The sequence below is a fragment of the Pseudoalteromonas sp. P1-30 genome (assembly GCF_001400005.1).
Classification (GTDB): domain Bacteria; phylum Pseudomonadota; class Gammaproteobacteria; order Enterobacterales; family Alteromonadaceae; genus Pseudoalteromonas; species Pseudoalteromonas atlantica.
Map to the genome: position 1 here is coordinate 1 of NZ_LKBC01000013.1, position 20,246 is coordinate 20,246.

At 41.3% G+C, this 20,246-nt stretch carries 18 protein-coding genes; 9 read left to right on the forward strand and 9 right to left on the reverse strand.

Going from position 1 to position 20,246, the window contains the following annotated elements; translation table 11 throughout:
• Nucleotides 1-418 precede the first annotated feature (418 nt).
• From dusA to AN395_RS15710, 7 genes are all read left to right on the forward strand, one after another.
• The gene (gene dusA / locus AN395_RS15680; protein WP_095206676.1) at nucleotides 419-1,402 is read left to right on the forward strand and encodes a tRNA dihydrouridine(20/20a) synthase DusA; all 984 of its coding nucleotides are present in this window, start codon (nucleotides 419-421) and stop codon (nucleotides 1,400-1,402) included.
• A 245-nt stretch (nucleotides 1,403-1,647) separates the two neighbouring features.
• Nucleotides 1,648-2,340, forward strand: coding sequence for a PspA/IM30 family protein (locus AN395_RS15685; protein ID WP_054983546.1), 693 nt, complete (start codon nucleotides 1,648-1,650; stop codon nucleotides 2,338-2,340).
• Nucleotides 2,341-2,350: 10 nt separating this feature from the next.
• Nucleotides 2,351-2,557 carry a PspC domain-containing protein gene (locus tag AN395_RS15690; RefSeq protein ID WP_054983547.1) on the forward strand — a complete coding sequence of 69 codons (207 nt, stop codon included), beginning with the start codon at nucleotides 2,351-2,353 and terminating at the stop codon, nucleotides 2,555-2,557.
• A 9-nt stretch (nucleotides 2,558-2,566) separates the two neighbouring features.
• Nucleotides 2,567-2,893, forward strand: a complete 327-nt coding sequence (locus AN395_RS15695; RefSeq protein WP_054983548.1) for a hypothetical protein — start codon at nucleotides 2,567-2,569, stop codon at nucleotides 2,891-2,893.
• Between the two features lie 79 nt (nucleotides 2,894-2,972).
• Nucleotides 2,973-3,485: a copper chaperone PCu(A)C gene (locus AN395_RS15700; protein WP_029773289.1), complete on the forward strand. Its 513-nt coding sequence runs from the start codon at nucleotides 2,973-2,975 to the stop codon at nucleotides 3,483-3,485.
• A gap of 8 nt (nucleotides 3,486-3,493) precedes the next feature.
• Nucleotides 3,494-4,480, forward strand: coding sequence for a DUF2333 family protein (locus AN395_RS15705; RefSeq protein ID WP_004585847.1), 987 nt, complete (start codon nucleotides 3,494-3,496; stop codon nucleotides 4,478-4,480).
• 3 nt (nucleotides 4,481-4,483) lie between these two features.
• Entirely contained in the window at nucleotides 4,484-5,251 is a 768-nt protein-coding gene (locus AN395_RS15710; RefSeq protein WP_054983549.1) for a TIGR04219 family outer membrane beta-barrel protein, read from the forward strand.
• A 24-nt stretch (nucleotides 5,252-5,275) separates the two neighbouring features.
• Here the strand turns inward: AN395_RS15710 and AN395_RS15715 are convergent, their stop codons facing one another.
• Both AN395_RS15715 and AN395_RS15720 read right to left on the reverse strand, forming a co-directional pair.
• Nucleotides 5,276-6,163, reverse strand: a complete 888-nt coding sequence (locus AN395_RS15715; RefSeq protein ID WP_054983550.1) for a TIGR03899 family protein — start codon at nucleotides 6,161-6,163, stop codon at nucleotides 5,276-5,278.
• A complete protein-coding gene (locus tag AN395_RS15720; RefSeq protein WP_095206677.1) occupies nucleotides 6,132-6,713 on the reverse strand; it encodes an SRPBCC family protein in 582 nt (193 codons plus the stop codon). Before AN395_RS15720 ends, AN395_RS15715 begins: the two co-directional genes overlap by 32 nt.
• Before the next feature lie 141 nt (nucleotides 6,714-6,854).
• On the opposite strand from AN395_RS15720, the gene AN395_RS15725 reads away from it, so the two are divergent.
• Nucleotides 6,855-9,056, forward strand: coding sequence for an EAL domain-containing protein (locus AN395_RS15725; protein WP_054983551.1), 2,202 nt, complete (start codon nucleotides 6,855-6,857; stop codon nucleotides 9,054-9,056).
• Nucleotides 9,057-9,161: 105 nt separating this feature from the next.
• Entirely contained in the window at nucleotides 9,162-11,342 is a 2,181-nt protein-coding gene (locus AN395_RS15730; RefSeq protein ID WP_054983552.1) for a YgiQ family radical SAM protein, read from the forward strand.
• 87 nt (nucleotides 11,343-11,429) lie between these two features.
• Here AN395_RS15730 and AN395_RS15735 read toward each other — a convergent pair whose 3' ends face one another.
• The 7 genes from AN395_RS15735 to lptD form a co-directional block, all read right to left on the reverse strand.
• Entirely contained in the window at nucleotides 11,430-13,445 is a 2,016-nt protein-coding gene (locus tag AN395_RS15735; protein ID WP_054983553.1) for a methyl-accepting chemotaxis protein, read from the reverse strand.
• A 112-nt stretch (nucleotides 13,446-13,557) separates the two neighbouring features.
• Nucleotides 13,558-14,376, reverse strand: coding sequence for a symmetrical bis(5'-nucleosyl)-tetraphosphatase (locus AN395_RS15740; RefSeq protein WP_054983554.1), 819 nt, complete (start codon nucleotides 14,374-14,376; stop codon nucleotides 13,558-13,560).
• Between the two features lie 11 nt (nucleotides 14,377-14,387).
• On the reverse strand, nucleotides 14,388-14,777 hold the full coding sequence (apaG, locus tag AN395_RS15745; protein WP_004585855.1) for a Co2+/Mg2+ efflux protein ApaG: 390 nt from the start codon (nucleotides 14,775-14,777) through the stop codon (nucleotides 14,388-14,390).
• The gene (rsmA, locus tag AN395_RS15750; protein WP_004585856.1) at nucleotides 14,761-15,567 is read right to left on the reverse strand and encodes a 16S rRNA (adenine(1518)-N(6)/adenine(1519)-N(6))-dimethyltransferase RsmA; all 807 of its coding nucleotides are present in this window, start codon (nucleotides 15,565-15,567) and stop codon (nucleotides 14,761-14,763) included. Before rsmA ends, apaG begins: the two co-directional genes overlap by 17 nt.
• The gene (pdxA, locus tag AN395_RS15755) at nucleotides 15,564-16,556 is read right to left on the reverse strand and encodes a 4-hydroxythreonine-4-phosphate dehydrogenase PdxA (protein ID WP_054983555.1); all 993 of its coding nucleotides are present in this window, start codon (nucleotides 16,554-16,556) and stop codon (nucleotides 15,564-15,566) included. Before pdxA ends, rsmA begins: the two co-directional genes overlap by 4 nt.
• A gap of 2 nt (nucleotides 16,557-16,558) precedes the next feature.
• Nucleotides 16,559-17,854: a peptidylprolyl isomerase SurA gene (gene surA / locus AN395_RS15760; protein WP_054983556.1), complete on the reverse strand. Its 1,296-nt coding sequence runs from the start codon at nucleotides 17,852-17,854 to the stop codon at nucleotides 16,559-16,561.
• A gap of 92 nt (nucleotides 17,855-17,946) precedes the next feature.
• The gene (gene lptD / locus AN395_RS15765) at nucleotides 17,947-20,199 is read right to left on the reverse strand and encodes an LPS assembly protein LptD (RefSeq protein WP_054983557.1); all 2,253 of its coding nucleotides are present in this window, start codon (nucleotides 20,197-20,199) and stop codon (nucleotides 17,947-17,949) included.
• Nucleotides 20,200-20,246: the final 47 nt, after the last annotated feature.

Here is a 20,246-nt window from a genome sequence, read left to right on the forward strand (position 1 = left end):
TTTTCATAAAATAAGTCCTAAATGTGTAAACACATTTCAGGACAAGACATTTTATAAAAATAAAAAAGCCCGCTAACTAGCGGGCTTTTTTGCGTTTTAAGCTTGTGCTGTTTGAACTGATTTTATAAATAAGCACTTTTTAATATGTATTTTTCGTAATCCTTTGCTGAACAGTTTGCTAGATACTATTAAATATAGTGCTAGATTCACTGCAGTTTCACAGCCTGTTTGTGTATAATCCCTCGCCTAATTTAATACTTTAATTATCAACTCGCATGTTTATGTAAGTTATTGATCTGTCCTACTCTGCTAGGGAGCCTATAGGGGGACCATATAGGTAATTCAAAGCAATTCAGGGCAATTCAAAGCAACTCGGAGCAGTAATTTTATGAATGAAGAACCCCTTGGAGGTATCGTAATGACTGGGGAACCAGTAAAAACAAGCTTTCGTAGAATGTCCGTTGCACCCATGCTTGATTGGACTGATCGTCATTGTCGCACTTTTCATCGTAAGATGACTAAGCACGCTGTTTTATACACTGAGATGATCACCACGGGGGCGATTTTATTTGGTCGCGGCGATTACCTACACTTTAATCAGCACGAGGGGCCGGTTGCTTTGCAGCTGGGGGGTTCTGATCCCGAGGCGCTAGCAAAGTGTGCAAAGCTTGCGGGTGAGCGTGGCTACGATGAGATTAACTTAAATGTAGGCTGCCCTTCAGATAGAGTACAAAACGGGCGCTTTGGTGCATGCCTAATGGCCGAGCCTGAGCTGGTTGCACAGTGTGTTGCGGCAATGAAAAGCGAAGTTAGTATTCCTGTTACGGTAAAAACACGCATCGGTATTGATGAGCAAGACTCGTATGAGTTTTTATGCGCATTAATTGAAGCCAGCCATAAAGTTGGCTGTGATGACTTTATTATTCATGCCCGTAAAGCGTGGTTAAATGGTTTAAGCCCTAAAGAAAATCGTGAAGTACCGCCTCTTGATTACCCACGCGTTTACCAACTAAAAAAAGACTACCCACAGCTCGATTTAAGCATTAATGGCGGCGTTAAAACAATTGAAGAAAGCCTAGCGCATTTAGCGCATATAGACGGCGTTATGATTGGTCGCGAAGCATATAGTAATCCATTTATGCTTAATGAGGTGGATGAAAAGATTTACGGTGAGGTGGCTAATACTCAGACTCGTCACGATGTGGTGCGCGCTATGTATGATTACATAGAAGAAGAAATGCGTTTAGGTGCTAACTTTTGGCATATAGCACGCCATATGCTGGGGATTTTTCAGGGGCAGCCTGGGGCGCGCGGATTTAGACGTCACCTTTCAGAAAACGGTCACGGTAAACAGGCTGATTTGTCGGTAATGGATAAAGCATTAAGTTTTGTGCCTGAGTAATACTAAAGCGCTGAATAGTTATAAAAAAACCACTTTTTAAAGTGGTTTTTTTATAACTAAAATTTAGTCAAAAGATAAATAAATTAGTGATTTTAGCTTATTAGTATTAAGTTTTCAGTCAGTTTAAAATAACGTGTTAGTTATCTAACTAATTGAATTCAAATGTTTATAAATAACTTTTTGTTACTTGGCATAACTCTTGGAATCCTGTTGTTGTTATCAATTAAAAACAACAGGACAAAACAATGAGTATATTTAATCGCGTAAATGATGTTATCCAATCCAATATTGCTGCCATGCTGGATAAAGCAGAAGACCCAGAAAAACTCCTCAACCTTATGCTAAGTGAAATGCAAGAAGCGCTTAACGAATGTAGAAGCACAGCCGCAACCTTACTGTGCGAAGAGAAAACGCTTAAACGCCAAATTGCACAAAAACAAAAAGACTTAACTTTGTGGCAAACAAAAGCTGAGCTGGCAGTTGCTAAAAACCGTGACGATTTAGCCAAGTCTGCGTTAGTAGAAAAACAGCGAGTAGATGAGCAAATTGCAGCAAAAAACACTCAGCTAAATACTCTAAAAGAGTCGATAGAGAAAATTACGGCAGATTGTGAGCGCTTACAGCAAAAAATGGCGCAAGCTAAAAGCAAACAAGCTCAATTAATAAAACGCCACGATATTGTTGCTGCACGTGAAAAAGTGAACATGCAATTACACAGTGACAAGGTCGCAAATGCTTTGTCTCGCTTTGAAATGATAGAGCAAAAAGTGGAAGGCATAGAAGCACAGGTTGATGCTTATGAACTTACAAATACAGCGCAATCAACCGCTGAGCAAATTGAGTCTTTAGTTAAAAATGAAAAAATAGATGCAGAGCTGGCTCGTTTAAAAGCCAGTGTTAAGCAAAGTAATACCAATACAACTGCGCCAAGCGCTTAAGGAGTAGAGTATGAATAACTTTAAAACACAGCGTAGTTGGTACAAAGATTCACTGAATAAAAAAATATCGGGCGTATGCAGTGGGTTAGCGCGTCGCCTTGATTTTCCAGTGTGGTCAACACGCTTAGTAACAATTTTATTATTTATAAGTTTTCCGTTTGCAGTAGCGCTTGGTTATTTGATTGCTCACTGCTGCCTTGAAGAGCGTGCGTATTAGGAGAGGGATATGAAAACCTTAGCAATATGTGTTGTCGTATATGTGTTACTTTTTACTGATACTGTGTCGCTAATACATTTTGATTCATGGCAGTTCCCACTGTGGATTGCAGATATGAGCTGGGTGGGGCTTGAGCTGGCTGGTGTTTTAGTCGCTATTATTGCAGTAGTAGCCGTAATGGCTTTAGTGACCATGGGGTTAATAGGCGCAGTGATTGTCGCGCTGGTTGGCACCATTTTGGCACTGTTATTTGGTTCAGTGATGATAGCCTGGCCATTATTATTTGTAGCTGTACTATGCTGGTTGGTGCTCGATAACAAAAAAGTAACCTCTTAAGCCTTAATTTAACTGACTATTATTAGTTAACTATGTTAAATTTAAAGTGAAAATTTATGCTTTCACAAGGAATAAAGCGATGATGAAGCAGTGCTTTTTTATGGCCTCGGCGTTAATGATTAATGTGTTTTCGTCATCGGTTGCTGCACATGCTGGGCACAGCCACGATACAGACGAAGCTAAGCTTGAAGTAAGCCATGCACAAGTAAGGGCATTTTTGCCTGGTAGTAAATCGAGTGTTGGCTATTTAACAATTTCTAACCACGGTGGTGGTGTTGCTAAATTAACTAAAGCGACCATCGAAGGTTTAGGCCGTGTAGAAATACATGAGCATAAACATGTTAACGGCATGATGAAAATGCAACAGGTTAAAGCCGTTACTATTAAGGGCCATGAAAGCCTAAGCTTTGAGCCTGGTGGTTACCATTTAATGGTATTTGATCCACAAGAGCCACTAAAAGTAGGGCAAGAACGTAAACTCACGCTATATTTTAGTGACGGTAACCGCTTGTTTACTAATGCCCAAGTGGTTTCGCTTGAAGCGCAAGCTGCGCATTCAAAGCCATCTAAAAAACAACACGCTCATCACTAGGAGGATAAATGTCGCAACATAAAGGAAAAATAGCTGGTGCCTTAGTGGTACTACTTATTATTTTTTACGCTATTGCAGTTTATTGGAGCATTGAGCCGGCACGTTTTAATGTAGTAACTAATGCAAAAGAAACCGCGCAAGCACGCAACGAAAAAATGGTAACAGGCTATACAACCACCTCAACGCTTATTACCGTTGCTAGCACATTACTTGATAAGCAAGGTGGATATTTATCAAACGATGTGATGCCACCAAGTGTGATAATGGATGACATGCCTGCGTGGGAATATGGCGCGCTTGAAATGGTGCGTGATTTAGCGCTATCAATGCGTAAAGACTTTAGCCGTTCACAGTCGCAATCTACCGAACATGAAGCCCTTAAAAAAGCGCAGCCACAATTTAATATTAGCTCCGAGGCATGGGCGTGGCCAAGTGCCGAGGGAGAGTACCAAAAGGGAATAGACTATCTTCTTGTGTACCGCTCACAAATTGCTAACGAGCATGAGCGCGATAGCCAATTTTATTCACGTGCAGACAATCTACGTAGCTGGTTAAAAGAAGCCGAAAAGCGTTTAGGGAGTTTAAGTCAGCGTTTAAGTGCAAGTGTTGGCCAAGACAAAGTAAATACCGATTTAGCCGGTAATTCTTCAAACACGCAAGCGACCTACACACCACTTCAGCAGCAAGTAAGAACGTCGTGGTGGGAAATAGACGACGTGTTTTACGAGTCGCGCGGTGCAACGTGGGCGTTATTACACTTTTTACAAGCAGTTGAGTATGACTTTGCTGATGTATTAGAAAAGAAAAATGCGCGTGTAAGCTTACAGCAAATCATACGTGAGCTTGAGGCAACACAAGAAACCGTGTGGAGCCCAATTATATTAAACGGGAATGGTTTTGGCTTTGTGGCAAATCATTCTTTAGTTATGGCAAATTATATTTCAAGAGCCAATGCGGCTTTAATCGAACTTAGCGAACTACTAGCTCAAGGATAAAAAATGAAAAAGTATTGTTTAGCAGCTGCCCTTTCAATGGCATGTTTAGCCCCTGCAGCACAGGCAGACACTCTATTAGGTTTATATGTAGGTGTTGATGGCTGGCAGTCAGATAACGACGGTCAGTTTTCTTACAAAGATAAAGCATCTCAAGGTTTTGATTTTGAGGATGAAACATTTGTTAGCTATTACGCAGCACTTGAGCACCCAGTGCCGCTAGTTCCAAACATTAAGCTAAAATATACAGAACTTGAACTTGATGGTGATGCGGTTATCGGTGATACGTTTAGCTTTAATGGCAGTACCTTTGATACAAACAGAAAAGTAAATACTGTTAGTGATTTATCGCACATTGATTATATTCTTTATTATGAAATCTTCGATAACGATTTAATTTCAATTGATTTAGGTTTAAATGTTAAGCAATTCGACGGTGAAATTACAGTAAGGTATGATCCTGAAGAAGAGCTTTCTCAAACTGAAACCAAAGACTTCTCTGGTTTTGTTCCTCTTGCATATGGCCGTGCTGAAGCAGGCTTACCATTTACGGGTTTAAGCGTGTTTTTTGAAGGCAGCTTTTTAGCTATCGACGATAGTAAAGTACAAGACTACCAAGTAGGCGTAGCATATGAACTTATTGATAACCTAGCAGTAGATGTAGCTATTAAAGCGGGTTACCGCTCAATGACGTTAGAGCTAGATGATGTTGATGATATTAATACCGATATTGACGCATCAGGCCCATTTGCGGGTATTCAAGTTCACTTTTAATTAGTGAGCTTACAGCGTGGTGTGTTATTTATTAACATGCCACGTTAAATCAAACTCTCCCTCCAATGCATTATTAATTAATTGCTTATACACCTTATTTACCGGGTAATTTATAAGCTTAGAAAGCTCATCGCCAGTTTGGGTAAACTTGTAATAGCTTAATACTAAGTCACTGCTTTTAGCTTTTAACGTCACTTTTTGCGATAAAAACGACAGGGTGAGTTCTTGGCCAGCTTTTAATACCGCCGATTCTATTTCTTTTCTGTAGAGTAAATTAAGATCCATAAGCGTTAAAATATCAGGAAAGCTGATCCCCGTTTTTCCTAAATTAAGCGATACCTTATTGCCTTTTCGTAGTAAGTCGAAAAGCGAAGGCTTTTTATAAAACCCCAATAAAATAAAGTGGCTGTCGTCTTTAGCGTTGTAGCTGCTCAGCGATACACACTTTTGTAATGCATCAGCTTCGCGTTGGGTCATATGCTTGAGTGTTTGTAAGCTTTTTATAGAAAATGTACCGGGGTTGAGCGTCTCGCCAGTTAAAATTTTAGCCCATAGTGTTTGCATCGATTCATTTGAGGTGTCTTCACATAGGGCAATAAAGCGCTCTATCCAGTCGGCATCTGGCTGCTTATTACTTGCCACATCGGGGCAAAATTCCATTGCTTTAGCTAAAATGGTTTCTATATTTTGCTGCTGTTTTATAAGCAGTAAATTTTGGCGCTTTTGGGCGCGCGCTAAAATAGGGTTATCGCTATTTATGTGATAAAGCGGGTTTAGATCGCCTTTAGAGCCGTAACTTTGATCTGTACTTGGTTGCCCAGTATTTGTGGTTATTTTTTTTACGGGGTAACCAAGTAAAGACTCAATTATATTGGCGAGGTTAATTCTCGCTTGGGCTGATTTTACTGTCATCGTTATCCAGCTGTGTTTTTTGGTCGCGTAATTGCGCCACTGTTTGCAAGTTATTTAAGCCAAGTGACACTGTATTGCTTAATACATACTCACTAAAAATTGATAGATAACCCGAAATTAGCGGGGTATTGGTTTGGCCATTAATATTACACGTTACATTTACCACACCTTCTACTTCGGTAAATGTAATTTCACCTTCAATAATATGCTCATTTTTTAAAAGTGCATTAAAGGTCATGTTATTTTGCGAAAGCGAAGTAATGGTCATTTCTCCATACCCCCAGTCGCTTTGCCACGATTGATGCGCGCCTATACCGCGACTAGGTTCGCCTAAAGTAAAAGTGATAGACGGATCTACTTTGCCCCAAGGTGACCATGTATGCCAAAGGCTAAAGTCAGAGACCAGCGATTTAACGGTCGCTACATTGGCATTTATTTGTATGTTTTTATTTACGCTGTAATTTTGCGGCAGGGTTAAACCAATCAAAATAGCCACTAAAACTAACAATAAGAGCGTTTTTATAAGGATTTTAAAAAATTTAATAGGCACACCTTTCACGAGTTTTTTAGTTTGAAATATAACAACTTTTTATTAATCGACTATAGTATGAATTAGCCTATAAACCAAAAATATATTTTTAGCACATAGGTATGAGCTTATATAAGTATTAAAACTGATAAAGGGTAGATAATGTCGTCAGAGCAAAGCGATTTTTTATTTTTAGCGCCAGACAGCGAAGAAGAAATAACCCAAGAATTATCTGATTTTTGGGATGTTTTGATCGTTGATGACGATCCTGAAATACATTCAGTGACTAAGCTTGCATTGTCGGGCGTAGAGTTTTGGGGGGCAGGGCTGCGTTTTCACGATGCTTACTCTGGCAGCGAAGCCATCGAAATACTCAAAAACAATAATACAATATCCGTTATTTTTTTAGATGTAGTGATGGAATCTGATGATGCGGGTTTGCAAGTTGTAAAACGCGTACGCGAAGAGCTTAACAATCAGCATGTGCGAATTATTTTACGAACCGGCCAAGCGGGCAACACCCCAGAAGAAAAAGTAATTCGCGAATATGACATTAACGACTATAAAACAAAAACAGAGTTAACTCGTTCTAAATTAGTAACTTCTTTAATCACCGCTATTCGCTCGTACGAGCAAGTATGCCAGCTTGAGTATCAAAGTGATGCGATGAACACCATTGTTTCGGCTTCAAAGTCTATTTTAGGGCTTACCGATATTAAAGTGTTATGCAAAGAGATTATTAAACACTTGGGTATTATTTTAGAGTGCCAACAAGTTGGGTTGGTATGCAGTAAGCTAGATGGCGATAACTTTATTCAAGTATTGGGTGGTAGTGGCCATTATGAGAGCTACTTTGGTGAAAAGCTTGCTAATGTTGATAGCGTTGCGCTTGAACAAGTAGATCAGTGTTTTGAGTCGGCTCAGCATTGCCAAACTGATTCGAGCGTAACTTTTATTGTTAAAAGTAAGCACCGCCAGGCTGCTATTTATTTAGAGTGCGAGCATAAACCGAGTGATGCGCAGCTGCAATTTGCAGAGATTTTTCTTACTAATGTGAGTGTAGCCCTTGATAACGTAAGGCTGTTTGTAAAACTAAGAGATGCGGCCTACAAAGATGTACTAACCGGTATTTCTAATCGTACTAATTTTATTGAGCGGGTGGTGCGTTATCAAAAACCACATGTTAATGACTACGTTTTTGTATTAATTGATGTGATTGGTTTTGCAGATATTAACAATGGCTTAGGACAAGAAATTGGCAATCATTTGTTAATCGAGATTGTAAAGCGGCTTAAAGATGCTTATCCAGACGCAAAGTTATTGTCGCGTATTGGCGCAGATGTATTTGGCTTTATTATTCGCCAAACGGAGTTTGACCTTGAACAATTTAACGACGTGCTAAGTGTGCCTTTTAGTGCTGGCGAGCATATTTTGCCTGTCGATTTTAGAATTGGTTTATGTCAGCAGCAAGACTTTCAAAGTACTGGGTTAGATACACTCAAAGTTGCCTATATTGCATTAAACCAAGCTAAAAAGCTTAAATGCAAAGAGGGTATTTACTACGATATTGATATGCAAGACAAAATGGCTTGGCGCTTAGGTATTATTAGGCAGTTACGTCATGACTTTGCTCGGCAAAAGCTCCAAGTGTGGTATCAGCCTCAGCTTTCACTCGATAATTTATCTTTGATTGGCTGTGAAGCATTGCTGCGCTGGCCATCAGAAGATGGCTCGTTTATATCTCCTGCGGTGTTTGTGCCTTTAGCAGAGGATGCCGGTTTAATTGTTGATATTGGCCAATGGGTTTTAGAACAAGCTTGCCAACAGCAAAAACGCTTAGAGGCACTCGGTGAAGAAATTTGCATTGCTGTAAATGTATCTGTGCCGCAATTTAAGGTTAAAGGCTACGCTAAAACAGTAAAAAACACCTTACAAAAGTACGATGTTAAACCCTGCAATATAGAGTTAGAAGTGACTGAAAGCGTGGTAATGGATGAATTAGAAACCGTGATCAATACCCTAAAAGAGTTAAAAGAATTAGGCGTAGAAGTGGCGATTGATGATTTTGGAACGGGCTTTTCTTCGTTAAGTTACTTACAAAGTTTACCGCTTGATAGGCTTAAAATAGACCGCGCATTTGTAAAAGATTTACCTGATAACGATACCGGTGCTATTGCTGCTTTGGTGGTGTCGCTTGGTGCTAAACTAGGACTAAAAACAATTGCTGAAGGTGTAGAAACACAGCAGCAGGCAGAGTTTTTGAAAAACTTAGGGTGTGATGAAGTACAGGGTTTTATGTACGCTAAGCCAATGCCTGAGCACGAACTTTTAGAGTTTATTAAAGAGCGAAATAAAAAAACTTAATATCAACAGACTTTACAGTAGGCGCGATATCTCTAGGCAATGTTGTATAAATAAGCAATGTATTAGGATATAATTCGCGCCTTTTGTTATTCTACGGCCAAAACTATGAGCTCCCTTAAAGCTGAACGCGCGCTATTTTCATACCCCAAATATTGGGCTGAATGTTATGGCACCGCCCCATTTTTACCTACCACTCGCGAAGAAATGGACGCTCTTGGCTGGGATAGCTGCGACATTATAATTATTAGCGGCGATGCCTATGTTGATCACCCTAGTTTTGGTATGGCGGTAATTGGCCGTGTACTTGAAGCGCAAGGCTTTAGAGTGGGTATAATTGCTCAGCCAGATTGGCAATCAAAAGATGCCTTTATGGGGCTTGGTAAACCAAACTTATTTTTTGGTGTAACAGCCGGCAACATGGATTCGATGATCAACCGCTACACGGCAGAAAAACGAATGCGCCATGACGATGCCTATACACCAGGTAATGTGGGTGGTAAGCGCCCTGACCGTGCGGTGATGATTTACTCTCAGCGCTTACGCGAAGCCTACAAAGGTGTGCCTATTGTTATTGGTGGTATTGAAGCAAGCTTGCGCCGTATTGCTCATTACGACTACTGGCAAGAAAAAGTACGCCGTAGTATTTTATTTGATGCCAAAGCCGACATCCTTATTTATGGTAATGCAGAGCGCCCGCTGGTGGAAGTAGCCCACCGTATAGCCGCTGGCGAAACTATGGATACAATTCAGGATATTCGTGGTACAGCGGTTATTCGTAAAGAGCCAATACCGGGCTGGCGCGGAAGTGATTCAACAGCGATTGATAAAATAGGCAAAATTGACCCTATCCCAAACCCCTATGGGGCTGATGATGTTGGGTGTAGTAAATCAGAGTTTAAGCAAGCCGGTATTGATTTAAAAGCAGAGGCCGCTAAACCTATAACTATTCAGCCTGCGCGCCCTAAACCGTGGGAAAAAACATACGTTAAACTCCCTGCATTTGAGCAAGTAAGCGTTAATAAACCGCTTTATGCCCATGCTTCGCGCATTTTGCACCAAGAGACCAACCCAGGTTGTGCTCGTGCGTTATTTCAGCGCCATGGCGATCGCTCTATTTGGGTTAACCCGCCGGCATTCCCGCTCGAAACCCATGAGATGGATGATGTATTTGGTTTGCCTTATCAGCGTATACCGCACCCAAGTTATGGTGATGCAAAAATACCAGCCTACGATATGATTAAAACGTCGGTTAATATTATGCGTGGCTGTTTTGGTGGCTGCTCGTTCTGCTCTATTACCGAGCATGAAGGACGTATTATTCAAAGTCGCTCGCAAGAGTCGATTATTGACGAAATAGAACAAATTAGAGATAAAGTACCTGGTTTTACCGGTGTTATTTCTGATTTAGGTGGCCCAACGGCCAACATGTATAAATTACGCTGTACGAGCAAAAAAGCAGAAAGTACCTGTAGACGACTCTCATGTGTTTACCCTGATATATGTAAGCACATGGATACAGACCATACACCTACTATCGATTTATACAAAAAAGCCCGTGAAGTGAAAGGCATTAAAAAGATTTTGATCGCCTCTGGCGTTCGTTACGATCTAGCCGTACAAGACCCTCGCTATGTAAAAGAGCTGGTGACACATCATGTGGGTGGCTATTTAAAAATTGCCCCTGAGCACACAGAAGATGGCCCTTTGTCTAAAATGATGAAGCCGGGCATGGGTGCTTACGATCAATTTAAAGAACTATTTGATAAGTACTCAAAAGAAGCGGGTAAAAAGCAGTACTTAATACCGTACTTTATTTCAGCGCACCCGGGTACCAAAGACGAAGACATGGTTAATATGGCATTGTGGCTTAAATCTAACGACTTTAAGTTAGACCAAGTACAAAACTTTTACCCGTCGCCAATGGCCAATGCAACCACCATTTACCATACAGAAATGAACTCGTTGCGTAATATTAAAAACAATAAAGAGCAAGTACCCGTGCCAAAAGGAGCGCGCCAACGTCGCTTACACAAAGCCATATTGCGTTATCACGATCCATCGGGTTGGCCAATGATCCGCGATGCACTGCGTAGTATGGGTAAAGCCAATTTAATTGGTAAAGGCCCAAATTGCTTAGTGCCAGAAGAAGGCCGTGATGAAAAAGCACATAAAGGCGCTGGTAAAGGAGGGCGCCCAGCCTTAACGCGCCATACTGGGTTTAGCCAATTTAAAAAGGCTAACACTAAGCCTAAAGTGGGCGGCAATCGCCAGCGTGCTTCTCGCTAAGCGTTAAAACCAGTAAACAAAAAAACCCGATACTGAGTAACAGTATCGGGTTTTTTATTGCGTTAATTTACTGCTGTTAGGTGTACATTACACCTTAAAGTTTTCTACCGATATTCTTAGCTCTTCAGCAAGTTTGGCTACTTCTGAGCTTGAAATATTTGTTTGATTTGCACCCTCAGCTGTTTGCTCGGCTATGGCTACAATAGATTCTAAACGTTCACTAATTTCTTGTGATACTTGTTGTTGCTCTTGAGCAGCGGTAGAGATTTCTTCACTTACATCGTGTGCTTGCGATACGGCAAGTGTAATTGAGTCTAATGCGCTGCTTGCTAAGTCGCTTTGTTCAACACATGATTCTGCTTGCTGTTTACCTTTATCCATTGCTGTTACAGCCGCTTCTGCGCCACTTTGAAGCGATTCAATCATAGATTGTATCTCTTGGGTCGACTCTTGTGTTTTGCTTGCCAGTGAGCGTACTTCATCCGCTACTACCGCAAAACCTCGGCCATATTCACCGGCACGTGCTGCTTCAATTGCAGCGTTAAGTGCTAATAGGTTGGTTTGCTCTGCAATGCCGCGTATTACATCTAAAATACTGCCTATAGATGCGCTGTCTTGATGAAGCTTATTAATAACACCTGATGCATCGTCCACCTCGCGAGCAAGTTGCTCAATAGTGGCTTTGTTTTGATGAGATATACCTTTTACACGTTCAGCTTCTTTATCGGCATTTTTTATTTCGTTAAGTGCCTGCTGTGCGCTGTTGCTTACAGTTTGCGACGTGCTGCTCATTTCGGTTGTGGCGGTTGCCGCTTGCTCTACTTGTGCTTGTTGGTTACGAATAGCTTGGCTTGACTCACCGGTAATGGCCGATGTTTGCTCAGACGCCGCTGCTAATTGAGTTGAGCGTGAAATAATGCCTTTAATTAAGCTACGTAAGCTATCTATAAGGGTGTTACAGCTTTTTGATAGCTCGCCAAATTCATCTTTTGCAGAGTCATCTAAGCGTTGGGTCATATCACCGCTGGCAACAATATCTAAAATCCGATTAACCTCAGCCAGTGGCTTAGTGATTCTATTAACGGTAAGAATCGCAATCGCAATTGCAATTAACGTTGCGATGATCATACCTGCCCATGTCCAGAGCGTCGCTGAGTCTACATCCTCGCGAACACCTTCTTGTAATTTGTAAGCTACAGTACTTGCTTGTGTTACTAAATCATCAATTTGCGACAGTGCCATAGTGGTTGCTTGCTCTGATTGGGCAAGTTCTTTTTCGGTAAGTGCGATAGCGTCAATAAGGCGCTGCTTATTGGCCGCTAGGCTATTATTACCGCTGATATTTTCTATCAGCGTATCAACGTATGCTTGTAAATCACTGTATAGGTCGTTGTCATCTTGTTCTATAGCTGGCTTTATTAACGCTAAAGTACGAATTACTTCGTCAAGGTAATAAGCTTGCTCATTTTTTACAATATCTAAGGTGTTTGTCGTCTTAACCGTGAGCATATCGGTACTGTTACTCACCACAGACATAAAGTTGTTTTCTAAGTTATTGGCAGCTTGGTAAGCGCGTGGGTGATTTTGCTCAAAGTTAGTAATATCTGTGATATCAAGCACGACTGAATTGGCATCTTCAGCTGCGATCTCAATTGTTTCAAGCTGTGCTGTGAGGGTTTTATTAAGTGCTAGTTGTTTATCTTTATCAGCTAATAGGTTTTCGACCGTACCTAAAAAGCTTAAGTAGGTTTTTTCTACAGCTTGGCTTTTTTGACTCAGTGATGCATCGTTTTTTACTACACGTTGAAGGTCGGCGTGCAGCGAGTTGAATTTGTCTTTTTGCTCAAGTACTTTTTGTTTTATAGGGGTGAGCTGTGCGCTTGAGGTGGTATAAAAACTAGCTTGGGCTGCTTTACTCATTAAAATAAATTCAGCTTGTAGTTCTGAGCTTTTATTAAGCGCGGGCAGTGATAACTGGTTTACCTGTTGGGTAGAGCGGTCAATGCTCGCAATTTTTATTAAAGAGTTACCACCAATGATTATGAGTAATAAGGTGATAAATATAAAACCACACCAAATTCGTTGGCTTACTGTCAGATTCATATGGATTTCCAATTAAAGTACTTCAATCACATCTTATCGGCTTTTTAACCAATAAGTTAAGCAATTAATATCTATTAATTTAAATTTAACATATGTGCTGGGGTTTTACAGTTTATTTAGATAAAAGCGTCGGCTTTTCTACTATTTTTTGCTTAGTTTGCAAGTCCATCATCGTTAAAGCACCGCCCCATACGCATCCGGTATCGAGTGCATGTATGTGATTGAGCTGAGTAACCCCTTCAAGAGCGGCCCAATGGCCAAATATAAGGTTGTTTTCTAATGCTTTTATATTAGGGTGAGTGAACCAGGCTGTTAACGTTTTATTATCGTTAATTGCGCCTTTCGCACTAAGCTCTAACGTGTTGTTGCTGGTTAAAAAGCGCATGCGGGTAAAGTAGTTAACAATGTATCTAAACTTATCGAATTCGTTTAAATCGTCATGCCATATCGCGGGGTGGGGCTGATACATTTTTTCAAAAAAGTGCTTAGCATTAGCCGATTGATAACAACGCTGAGCAAACTGTGCGTGTTTAAGTGCGCTTTCTATAGACCAATTAGGGTTAAGCCCTGCATGCGATATAAAGCTGCGGTGCTGCGCTAAATAAATAGCAAGCGGCTGAGTTTGCAAATAGGCGATATAGTGAGGAAGCTTTTTACTATCAAAAATAGCACCGAGTTTATCTTTGGGGTTGATTGGCTTATTAAGATAGTGACAGGCAACCATGTGTAAATCATGATTGCCTAAAGTAACAGTCATGCTGTCTTGATGGCGATAAATATAATCTAGGCAGGCTAGGGAGTCCGGCCCACGTGCGACGATATCGCCCACTAAATAAAGGTGATCTTTGCTTGGGTTAAAGTCAACCCGTTTGAGCAAGCGGCTAAACTCTTTAAAGCAGCCTTGTAAATCACCAATTGCGTAATCAGCCATGGCGCTTTTTACTAATGTAAAATGTTAGGGCACGCTAAACGAAATACGCTTATAGGTGCTTCAAACTCAGAGCCAAACTCATTGCGCAGTGTGTAGTGTCCCTGCATGGTGCCAACAGGGGTGTCCAATATTGCGCCACTGGTGTATTTATAAGTTTCGCCTGGGCCTATAACGGGGGTTTCGCCCACAACGCCTTCGCCCTCTACTTCAACTTCTTTACCATTGGCATCGGTGATCAACCAATAACGGCTTAAAAGTGTAGCGCTGCAAAGGCTGTGGTTTTTAATTGTCACTGAGTAGGCAAAAACGTACTTTTCTAGCTCAGGCTGAGATTGCCCTTCAACATAAAAAGTCTCTACAGAGACTTTTACAGGAGAGCCAATATTACTGCTTGTTGTCATAAATCCAATTAGCTATATCAATAAATTGTTGTAACGTTAGGCTTTCAGCACGCAAAGTAATATCAATACCAATGCTGGTAAGCTCATCTGCGGTGAGTAAGTTGCCTAAGCTGTTACGCAATGTTTTACGGCGTTGATTAAAGGCTTCTAAACACACGGTGTTTAAAATTTTCACGCTTTTAGCGGTACGTTGCTCGGCTTTTTTAGGGATCAGACGAATAACCGCAGAGTCTACTTTAGGTGCTGGTTTAAAACACTCTGGCGGTACTTCAACCACGGGCATTGCGTGGCAGTAGTATTGCGTCATCACACTTAAGCGGCCAAAGGTTTTGCTGCCTGGGCCTGCAACCATACGTTTTACTACTTCTTTTTGCAGCATAAAGTGCATGTGCTCAATATGATCAGCAAACTCAAAAAGATGAAACAGTAATGGCGTAGAAATATTGTAAGGCAGGTTACCAAACACTTTTAATTTTTTGTCATCGCGTACAAGGCTTGCAAAGTCAAACTTCATTGCATCGCCTTGGTTTACGTTTAATTTAGGACCTAAAAAAGGGTGCTCAATTAAACGCTGAGCTAAGTCTTTATCTAGCTCAACAACAGTAAGTTGGCCGCTTAAATCGGCAACAGGCTCGGTAATTGCGCCTAAACCTGGGCCAATCTCTACTAGATTGTCTTGTGGTTTAGGATCGATTGCAGTCACTATTTTATCAATGATAGATTCATCAAATAAAAAGTTTTGCCCAAAACGTTTACGGGCGCGGTGTCCTAAATGTACTTTATCGGTCATTGATTCTGTGCTTTTTCATGGGCGAGCTTAATTGCTTCGCGGATCGCTAATTCAAAACTGCCAACTTCAGCGTCACCTGTGCCTGCTAAATCAAGCGCAGTACCGTGATCAACCGAAGTGCGGATAAATGGTAAACCTAAGGTTATATTTACCGAGTTACCAAATCCCTTGTATTTTAGCACAGGTAAACCCTGATCGTGATACATAGCAAGCACGGCATCGGCTTGAGAGAGGTATTTATCCTGAAATAGGGTATCGGCAGGAAGCGGACCAATTAAATTCATGCCTTGGCTGTTTAAAAGCTCAAGCGTAGGTGAAATTGTTTCTATTTCTTCTGTGCCTAAATGACCGTCTTCGCCGGCATGGGGGTTTAATCCACACACTAAAATTTTCGGTTGCTCAATACCAAACTTAGTTTGTAAGTCGTGGTTTAAAATACTAATAACTTTAGTTAAGCGCTCTTGTGTAATTGCACGCGATACATAAGCCAGCGGTATATGCGTTGTTACTAGGGCAACACGCAAGCCTTCAGTTGCTAGCATCATTACGACATCAGAGGTGCCCGACTGCTGAGCAAAGTACTCAGTGTGGCCACTAAAGGAAATACCGGCTTTATTAATAATCCCTTTGTGAACAGGGCCCGTGACAACGGCATCAAAGGTACCGTCCATATTCTTTTCGCTGGCAATACGTAAGGTATCAAGCACGTATTGGCCGTTTAAGTCGTCTAGTTCACCTAGCTTAACGTCAGTGCCTAAATCTACTTGGTGAATATACATGCTACCTGCAGGCGCTATAGCTGCAGGGGCATTTTCATCAAAATCAATTAGCTCAATATTAAGGCCCAAGTGTTGAGCGCGTTCTTTTAATAACTGTTTGTCGGCGATAGCGACCAGTTGAGCTTGCCATGGTTGCTGCGCTAATTGCAGCAGCAAGTCAGGGCCAATCCCCGCAGGTTCACCCGGGGTAATTGCAATTCGTAATGTCATAATTACTCGTCTATAGGGAAAATTTCAACATGGGCTTGTTCGCGCATTTCTTGCTGCCAGTTAAAACTTTCTTCTTTAAATTTACGATTAAACAACATGCCGTGCGCACGGTTACGTTTAGCTAGCTCGGTTTTATCTGCTACACGTTTATCTAAAAGTTGTACTATGTGCCAACCAAATTGTGTTCTAAATGGTTCACTAATTTGATTTTTATCAAGTGATAATAAAGTATCTTTAAACGCCGGTACATACGTTGTAGGGTCAGTCCAATCATACTCACCGCCTTTAAGGGCTGAGCCTGGATCTTCTGAGTATTCTTTAGCAAGCTCAGCAAAGTCAGCGTTTCCTGCACGTAAATCTTTGGCAAATCCTGCTAGCATGCTACGTGCTTTTTCTTCACTTAAAATAATTGAAGGCTTAATAAGAATATGGCGTGAGCGTACTTCTGTAGTTTCTACCAATTGGCGACCACGTACATCTTGCACCTTAATTATATGAAAGCCAGCACCCGAGCGAAGCGGGCCAACAATAGCGCCTTTCTTTTGACCTTTTACAGCTTCGGCAAATAACGAAGGCATTTCGTTGATACCCATATAACCGAGTTGTCCGCCTTCAAGCGCTTTTGAGCCACCTGATGATGAAATAGCGATGCGTTTAAACTCTTGGCCATCGTTTAATAGCTCAATAACTTTGTCAGCACGGGTTTTCGCACTGGTGATTTCATCTGCTGTTGCATCGTTAGGAATATCAATAAGGATGTGGCCAATATCATACTCTTCAGAGTTTTGACCTTGGCTTTCCATTATTTTTAACAGGTTATCTACTTCTTGTTGGCTAATATAGATTCGACGATCTACATTGGCACGGGTAACCTGTTGGGTGGTGATCTCTTTACGAATTTCTTCGCGGTAGGCTTGAAAGCTCTCGCCAGCGGCTTCAATGGTACGACGAAGATCGGCAATGCTGCCGCCTTGATCTTTTGCCATATTTGCGAGTGTTTGGTCTAACTGGCTGTCTGAAATTTCAAGGCCCATACGTTCAGCCATTTGCATCATAAGCGTTTGGTTAACTAAACGCTCAACGGCTTGTACGCGAAGCGTTTCGTCTTTAGGAAGTTGTTGGCCTTGCTCTGCGGCTTGCTTTTTAACACGATTAATTATGGTGTCTACTTCACTTTTTAAAATTACGCCTTGGTTTACAACACCAATTACTTTGTCGATTTCCTGTGGGGCGGCAAATGCGCCATGGCATAAGCTTAAGCTTAAAATAGCTGTTGATAATATTTTTTTTAAATTCATATTCTTTTTACTACTCTTCTAATAGTACTGCTTTAAAACAGGGCGTACTGCATTTTAGGGCTTTAAAGTATCACCTTAATTGCTCGTTTGCCTTAATTATTAAGAAAATACGGTCTACGGTAGCCAAAAATACCTTGTTGTAATAATTTTTGTGCATCGTAACGGCTCTTACTGCCAAGTCCTTTTAATACAAAGTTTAAACTAATACCTGAATCAAAAGTGGCTTGTTGCTGCCCGATAGACTGATTTAAATCGGTTTCAATCTGACGGTGACCAGTAATTTGGATTGCCCAACAGCATGATTCATACTGTAATCCGCTTAAAAATTCGATGCTTCGATTATTTTCAAGGTCCCGGTGGTAGCTTGCAATAAATTGCCACTGATCACTAATTGGGATACTTGTAAATACACCCGTTTGCTCGATTGTATTTCCTGAGACATCATTTGCATAGCGATGGTTCAATTGAACTAGCTCATTATTGTCACCTTTGTAATCGAGGGTGACATTTGACTGGATCATTTGCTTACCATCCGTGTCGTATTGCATACCCGCTGAGAGGTACCAACGGCGGTGCCAATGTAGCATTGTTTGCGCTGCAAAAAGGGCGTTGTAGTTTGTCTCTGAGTCTAAATCTTGCTCGGTAGGTTTAGCCGAGTCGTTTAGGTAAAAAATTTGACCCGCGCTAAAGTTAAACACTTCTTCGTGTTTATTATCAAATAAGCGTGTTGTTGCACCTAACGTAAATTGGTTAGCTGCGGCTATACGGTCTACACCCGAAAAGCGCGTATCTCTAAATAGGCCAAAAAAGTCATCCTGTAGGCGAGTGGTGTCAAATAAGCCTATCTCAGATTGATCCTTATTAGGGGTATATAAATACTGTATTTGTGGCTCAAGAGTTTGAATGCCATCTTCAAAAAAAGTCGAGGTGTCACGTTCAAAGTTAAGCTGCGAGTACAAACGTACTTTTGGCAAGGTACGCGAAACGCTATCGCTATATTGAGTGCCCGTTAAATTACCACTTTGCTTGTAGTTAGTTTGCAATAAGCTCACTTCTGAGAGAAACGACCACGCATGTGTTGCGTAGTTAAAGCGCGCTTTTGGCTCTACGTGTACACGGGTAGCACTGTCTATGGCAATTTCTGAAGAGTCGTTGGTAAAGTGGCTTACTTCACCCGACAAACTAAAGTCAAAGTTATCAAAACGCCATGGGGCGGTTTGTGTAAAGCTGATTTGTGGTACCGCGGCATACGACTCTAAGTGATCGCCCAGTACTTCAAAGTTTTGAAATTTAATATCGGTACGCCATGTGTCACCAAGGTGAGTCACAGAGCCGGTACGATAAAGCTGGGTATCGGTTTTATTTGCGTAATTAGAGCTTAAATCGGTGATGTAGTTGTCGTCACTGACGTTAGTTACATCAATATTGGCGCGCCAGTTTTCACTTAAATAGCTTTGTTGCTGCCAATGAAACATATAGCGCTCATCAAGGCTTGGCTCCGAATCATCGCTATCTAAATATTCAATACCGACTAAGCCTTCATGTTGCTCGCTCAGGTATCTAAACTCGGTTTGCAGTTGTAAGCCTTTGCGCGACATATAACGTGGTGTAATAGTGGCGTCAAAATTAGGCGCAATATTCCAATAATAAGGCGTAACAGTTTCAAGGCCGTAACGGTCGGAGCTCGAAATGCTTGGTGTTAATAAGCCCGACTTTCGTCGCTCATCCAGTGGAAACGTGAAATAAGGTAAATATAAAACGGGGGTATCAAGAATACGTAAAACGGCGTTATAGGTTTCGCCCCAGCCTTCTTCACGAGAGAGGTTAATTTCGTCGGCTTCTATTTCCCACACGGGTGTATCGCTTGGGCAAGTAGTAAAGCTTGCATTCATTAACAATAAGCCAGACTCGTTGACAGTGAGTTTTTCGGCGCCACCTTTACCTTGTTGCGCTGTTAAGCTGTAATCGGCACCTAGTAGGCTTATTTCTGAATTATTTAAATCGGCATTTAAACCTGAGCTGTTTACTTGGCTTACACGGTCTTGATAAGTAATAGGGCCTGTTGCATTAAGTAAACCGCGCTGTTTATCTATAAGCGCAGTTTGTGCGGACAAACTCATATCAAGGGTGTTAATATCAACATTGCCGGTAAATTCAGCGCTTTGTGTGCCTAGGAGCTCTACATCGTCAGCTTGTATATCAACCGATCCTACCGCTAAATTTGGTAGAGGTTGCCAAGCTCTGGTTTGCATTGAAATGCCACATAAATTGTGTGCCAGTTCAGTTTCGGCAAGCGATGGTGCGCTAATTACGCCTAGCATCAATATGCCCCAGGTTTTGCTCATTTATCGACCTTAATGCTCTTTGGTTTATTATAAGCTAGACATAATAA

Bases quoted from the DNA above. Each gene is read 5' to 3' on its own strand.
- AN395_RS15730 (WP_054983552.1), top strand. From the start codon at position 9,162: ATGAGCTCCCTTAAAGCTGAACGCGCGCTATTTTCATACCCCAAATAT.
- AN395_RS15705 (WP_004585847.1), top strand. From the start codon at position 3,494: ATGTCGCAACATAAAGGAAAAATAGCTGGTGCCTTAGTGGTACTACTT.
- lptD (WP_054983557.1), bottom strand. From the start codon at position 20,199: ATGAGCAAAACCTGGGGCATATTGATGCTAGGCGTAATTAGCGCACCA.
- surA (WP_054983556.1), bottom strand. From the start codon at position 17,854: ATGAATTTAAAAAAAATATTATCAACAGCTATTTTAAGCTTAAGCTTA.
- rsmA (WP_004585856.1), bottom strand. From the start codon at position 15,567: ATGACCGATAAAGTACATTTAGGACACCGCGCCCGTAAACGTTTTGGG.
- AN395_RS15715 (WP_054983550.1), bottom strand. From the start codon at position 6,163: ATGACAGTAAAATCAGCCCAAGCGAGAATTAACCTCGCCAATATAATT.
- AN395_RS15695 (WP_054983548.1), top strand. From the start codon at position 2,567: ATGAAAACCTTAGCAATATGTGTTGTCGTATATGTGTTACTTTTTACT.
- apaG (WP_004585855.1), bottom strand. From the start codon at position 14,777: ATGACAACAAGCAGTAATATTGGCTCTCCTGTAAAAGTCTCTGTAGAG.
- AN395_RS15690 (WP_054983547.1), top strand. From the start codon at position 2,351: ATGAATAACTTTAAAACACAGCGTAGTTGGTACAAAGATTCACTGAAT.
- AN395_RS15700 (WP_029773289.1), top strand. From the start codon at position 2,973: ATGATGAAGCAGTGCTTTTTTATGGCCTCGGCGTTAATGATTAATGTG.
- pdxA (WP_054983555.1), bottom strand. From the start codon at position 16,556: ATGACATTACGAATTGCAATTACCCCGGGTGAACCTGCGGGGATTGGC.
- AN395_RS15735 (WP_054983553.1), bottom strand. From the start codon at position 13,445: ATGAATCTGACAGTAAGCCAACGAATTTGGTGTGGTTTTATATTTATC.
- dusA (WP_095206676.1), top strand. From the start codon at position 419: ATGACTGGGGAACCAGTAAAAACAAGCTTTCGTAGAATGTCCGTTGCA.
- AN395_RS15685 (WP_054983546.1), top strand. From the start codon at position 1,648: ATGAGTATATTTAATCGCGTAAATGATGTTATCCAATCCAATATTGCT.
- AN395_RS15710 (WP_054983549.1), top strand. From the start codon at position 4,484: ATGAAAAAGTATTGTTTAGCAGCTGCCCTTTCAATGGCATGTTTAGCC.
- AN395_RS15740 (WP_054983554.1), bottom strand. From the start codon at position 14,376: ATGGCTGATTACGCAATTGGTGATTTACAAGGCTGCTTTAAAGAGTTT.
- AN395_RS15725 (WP_054983551.1), top strand. From the start codon at position 6,855: ATGTCGTCAGAGCAAAGCGATTTTTTATTTTTAGCGCCAGACAGCGAA.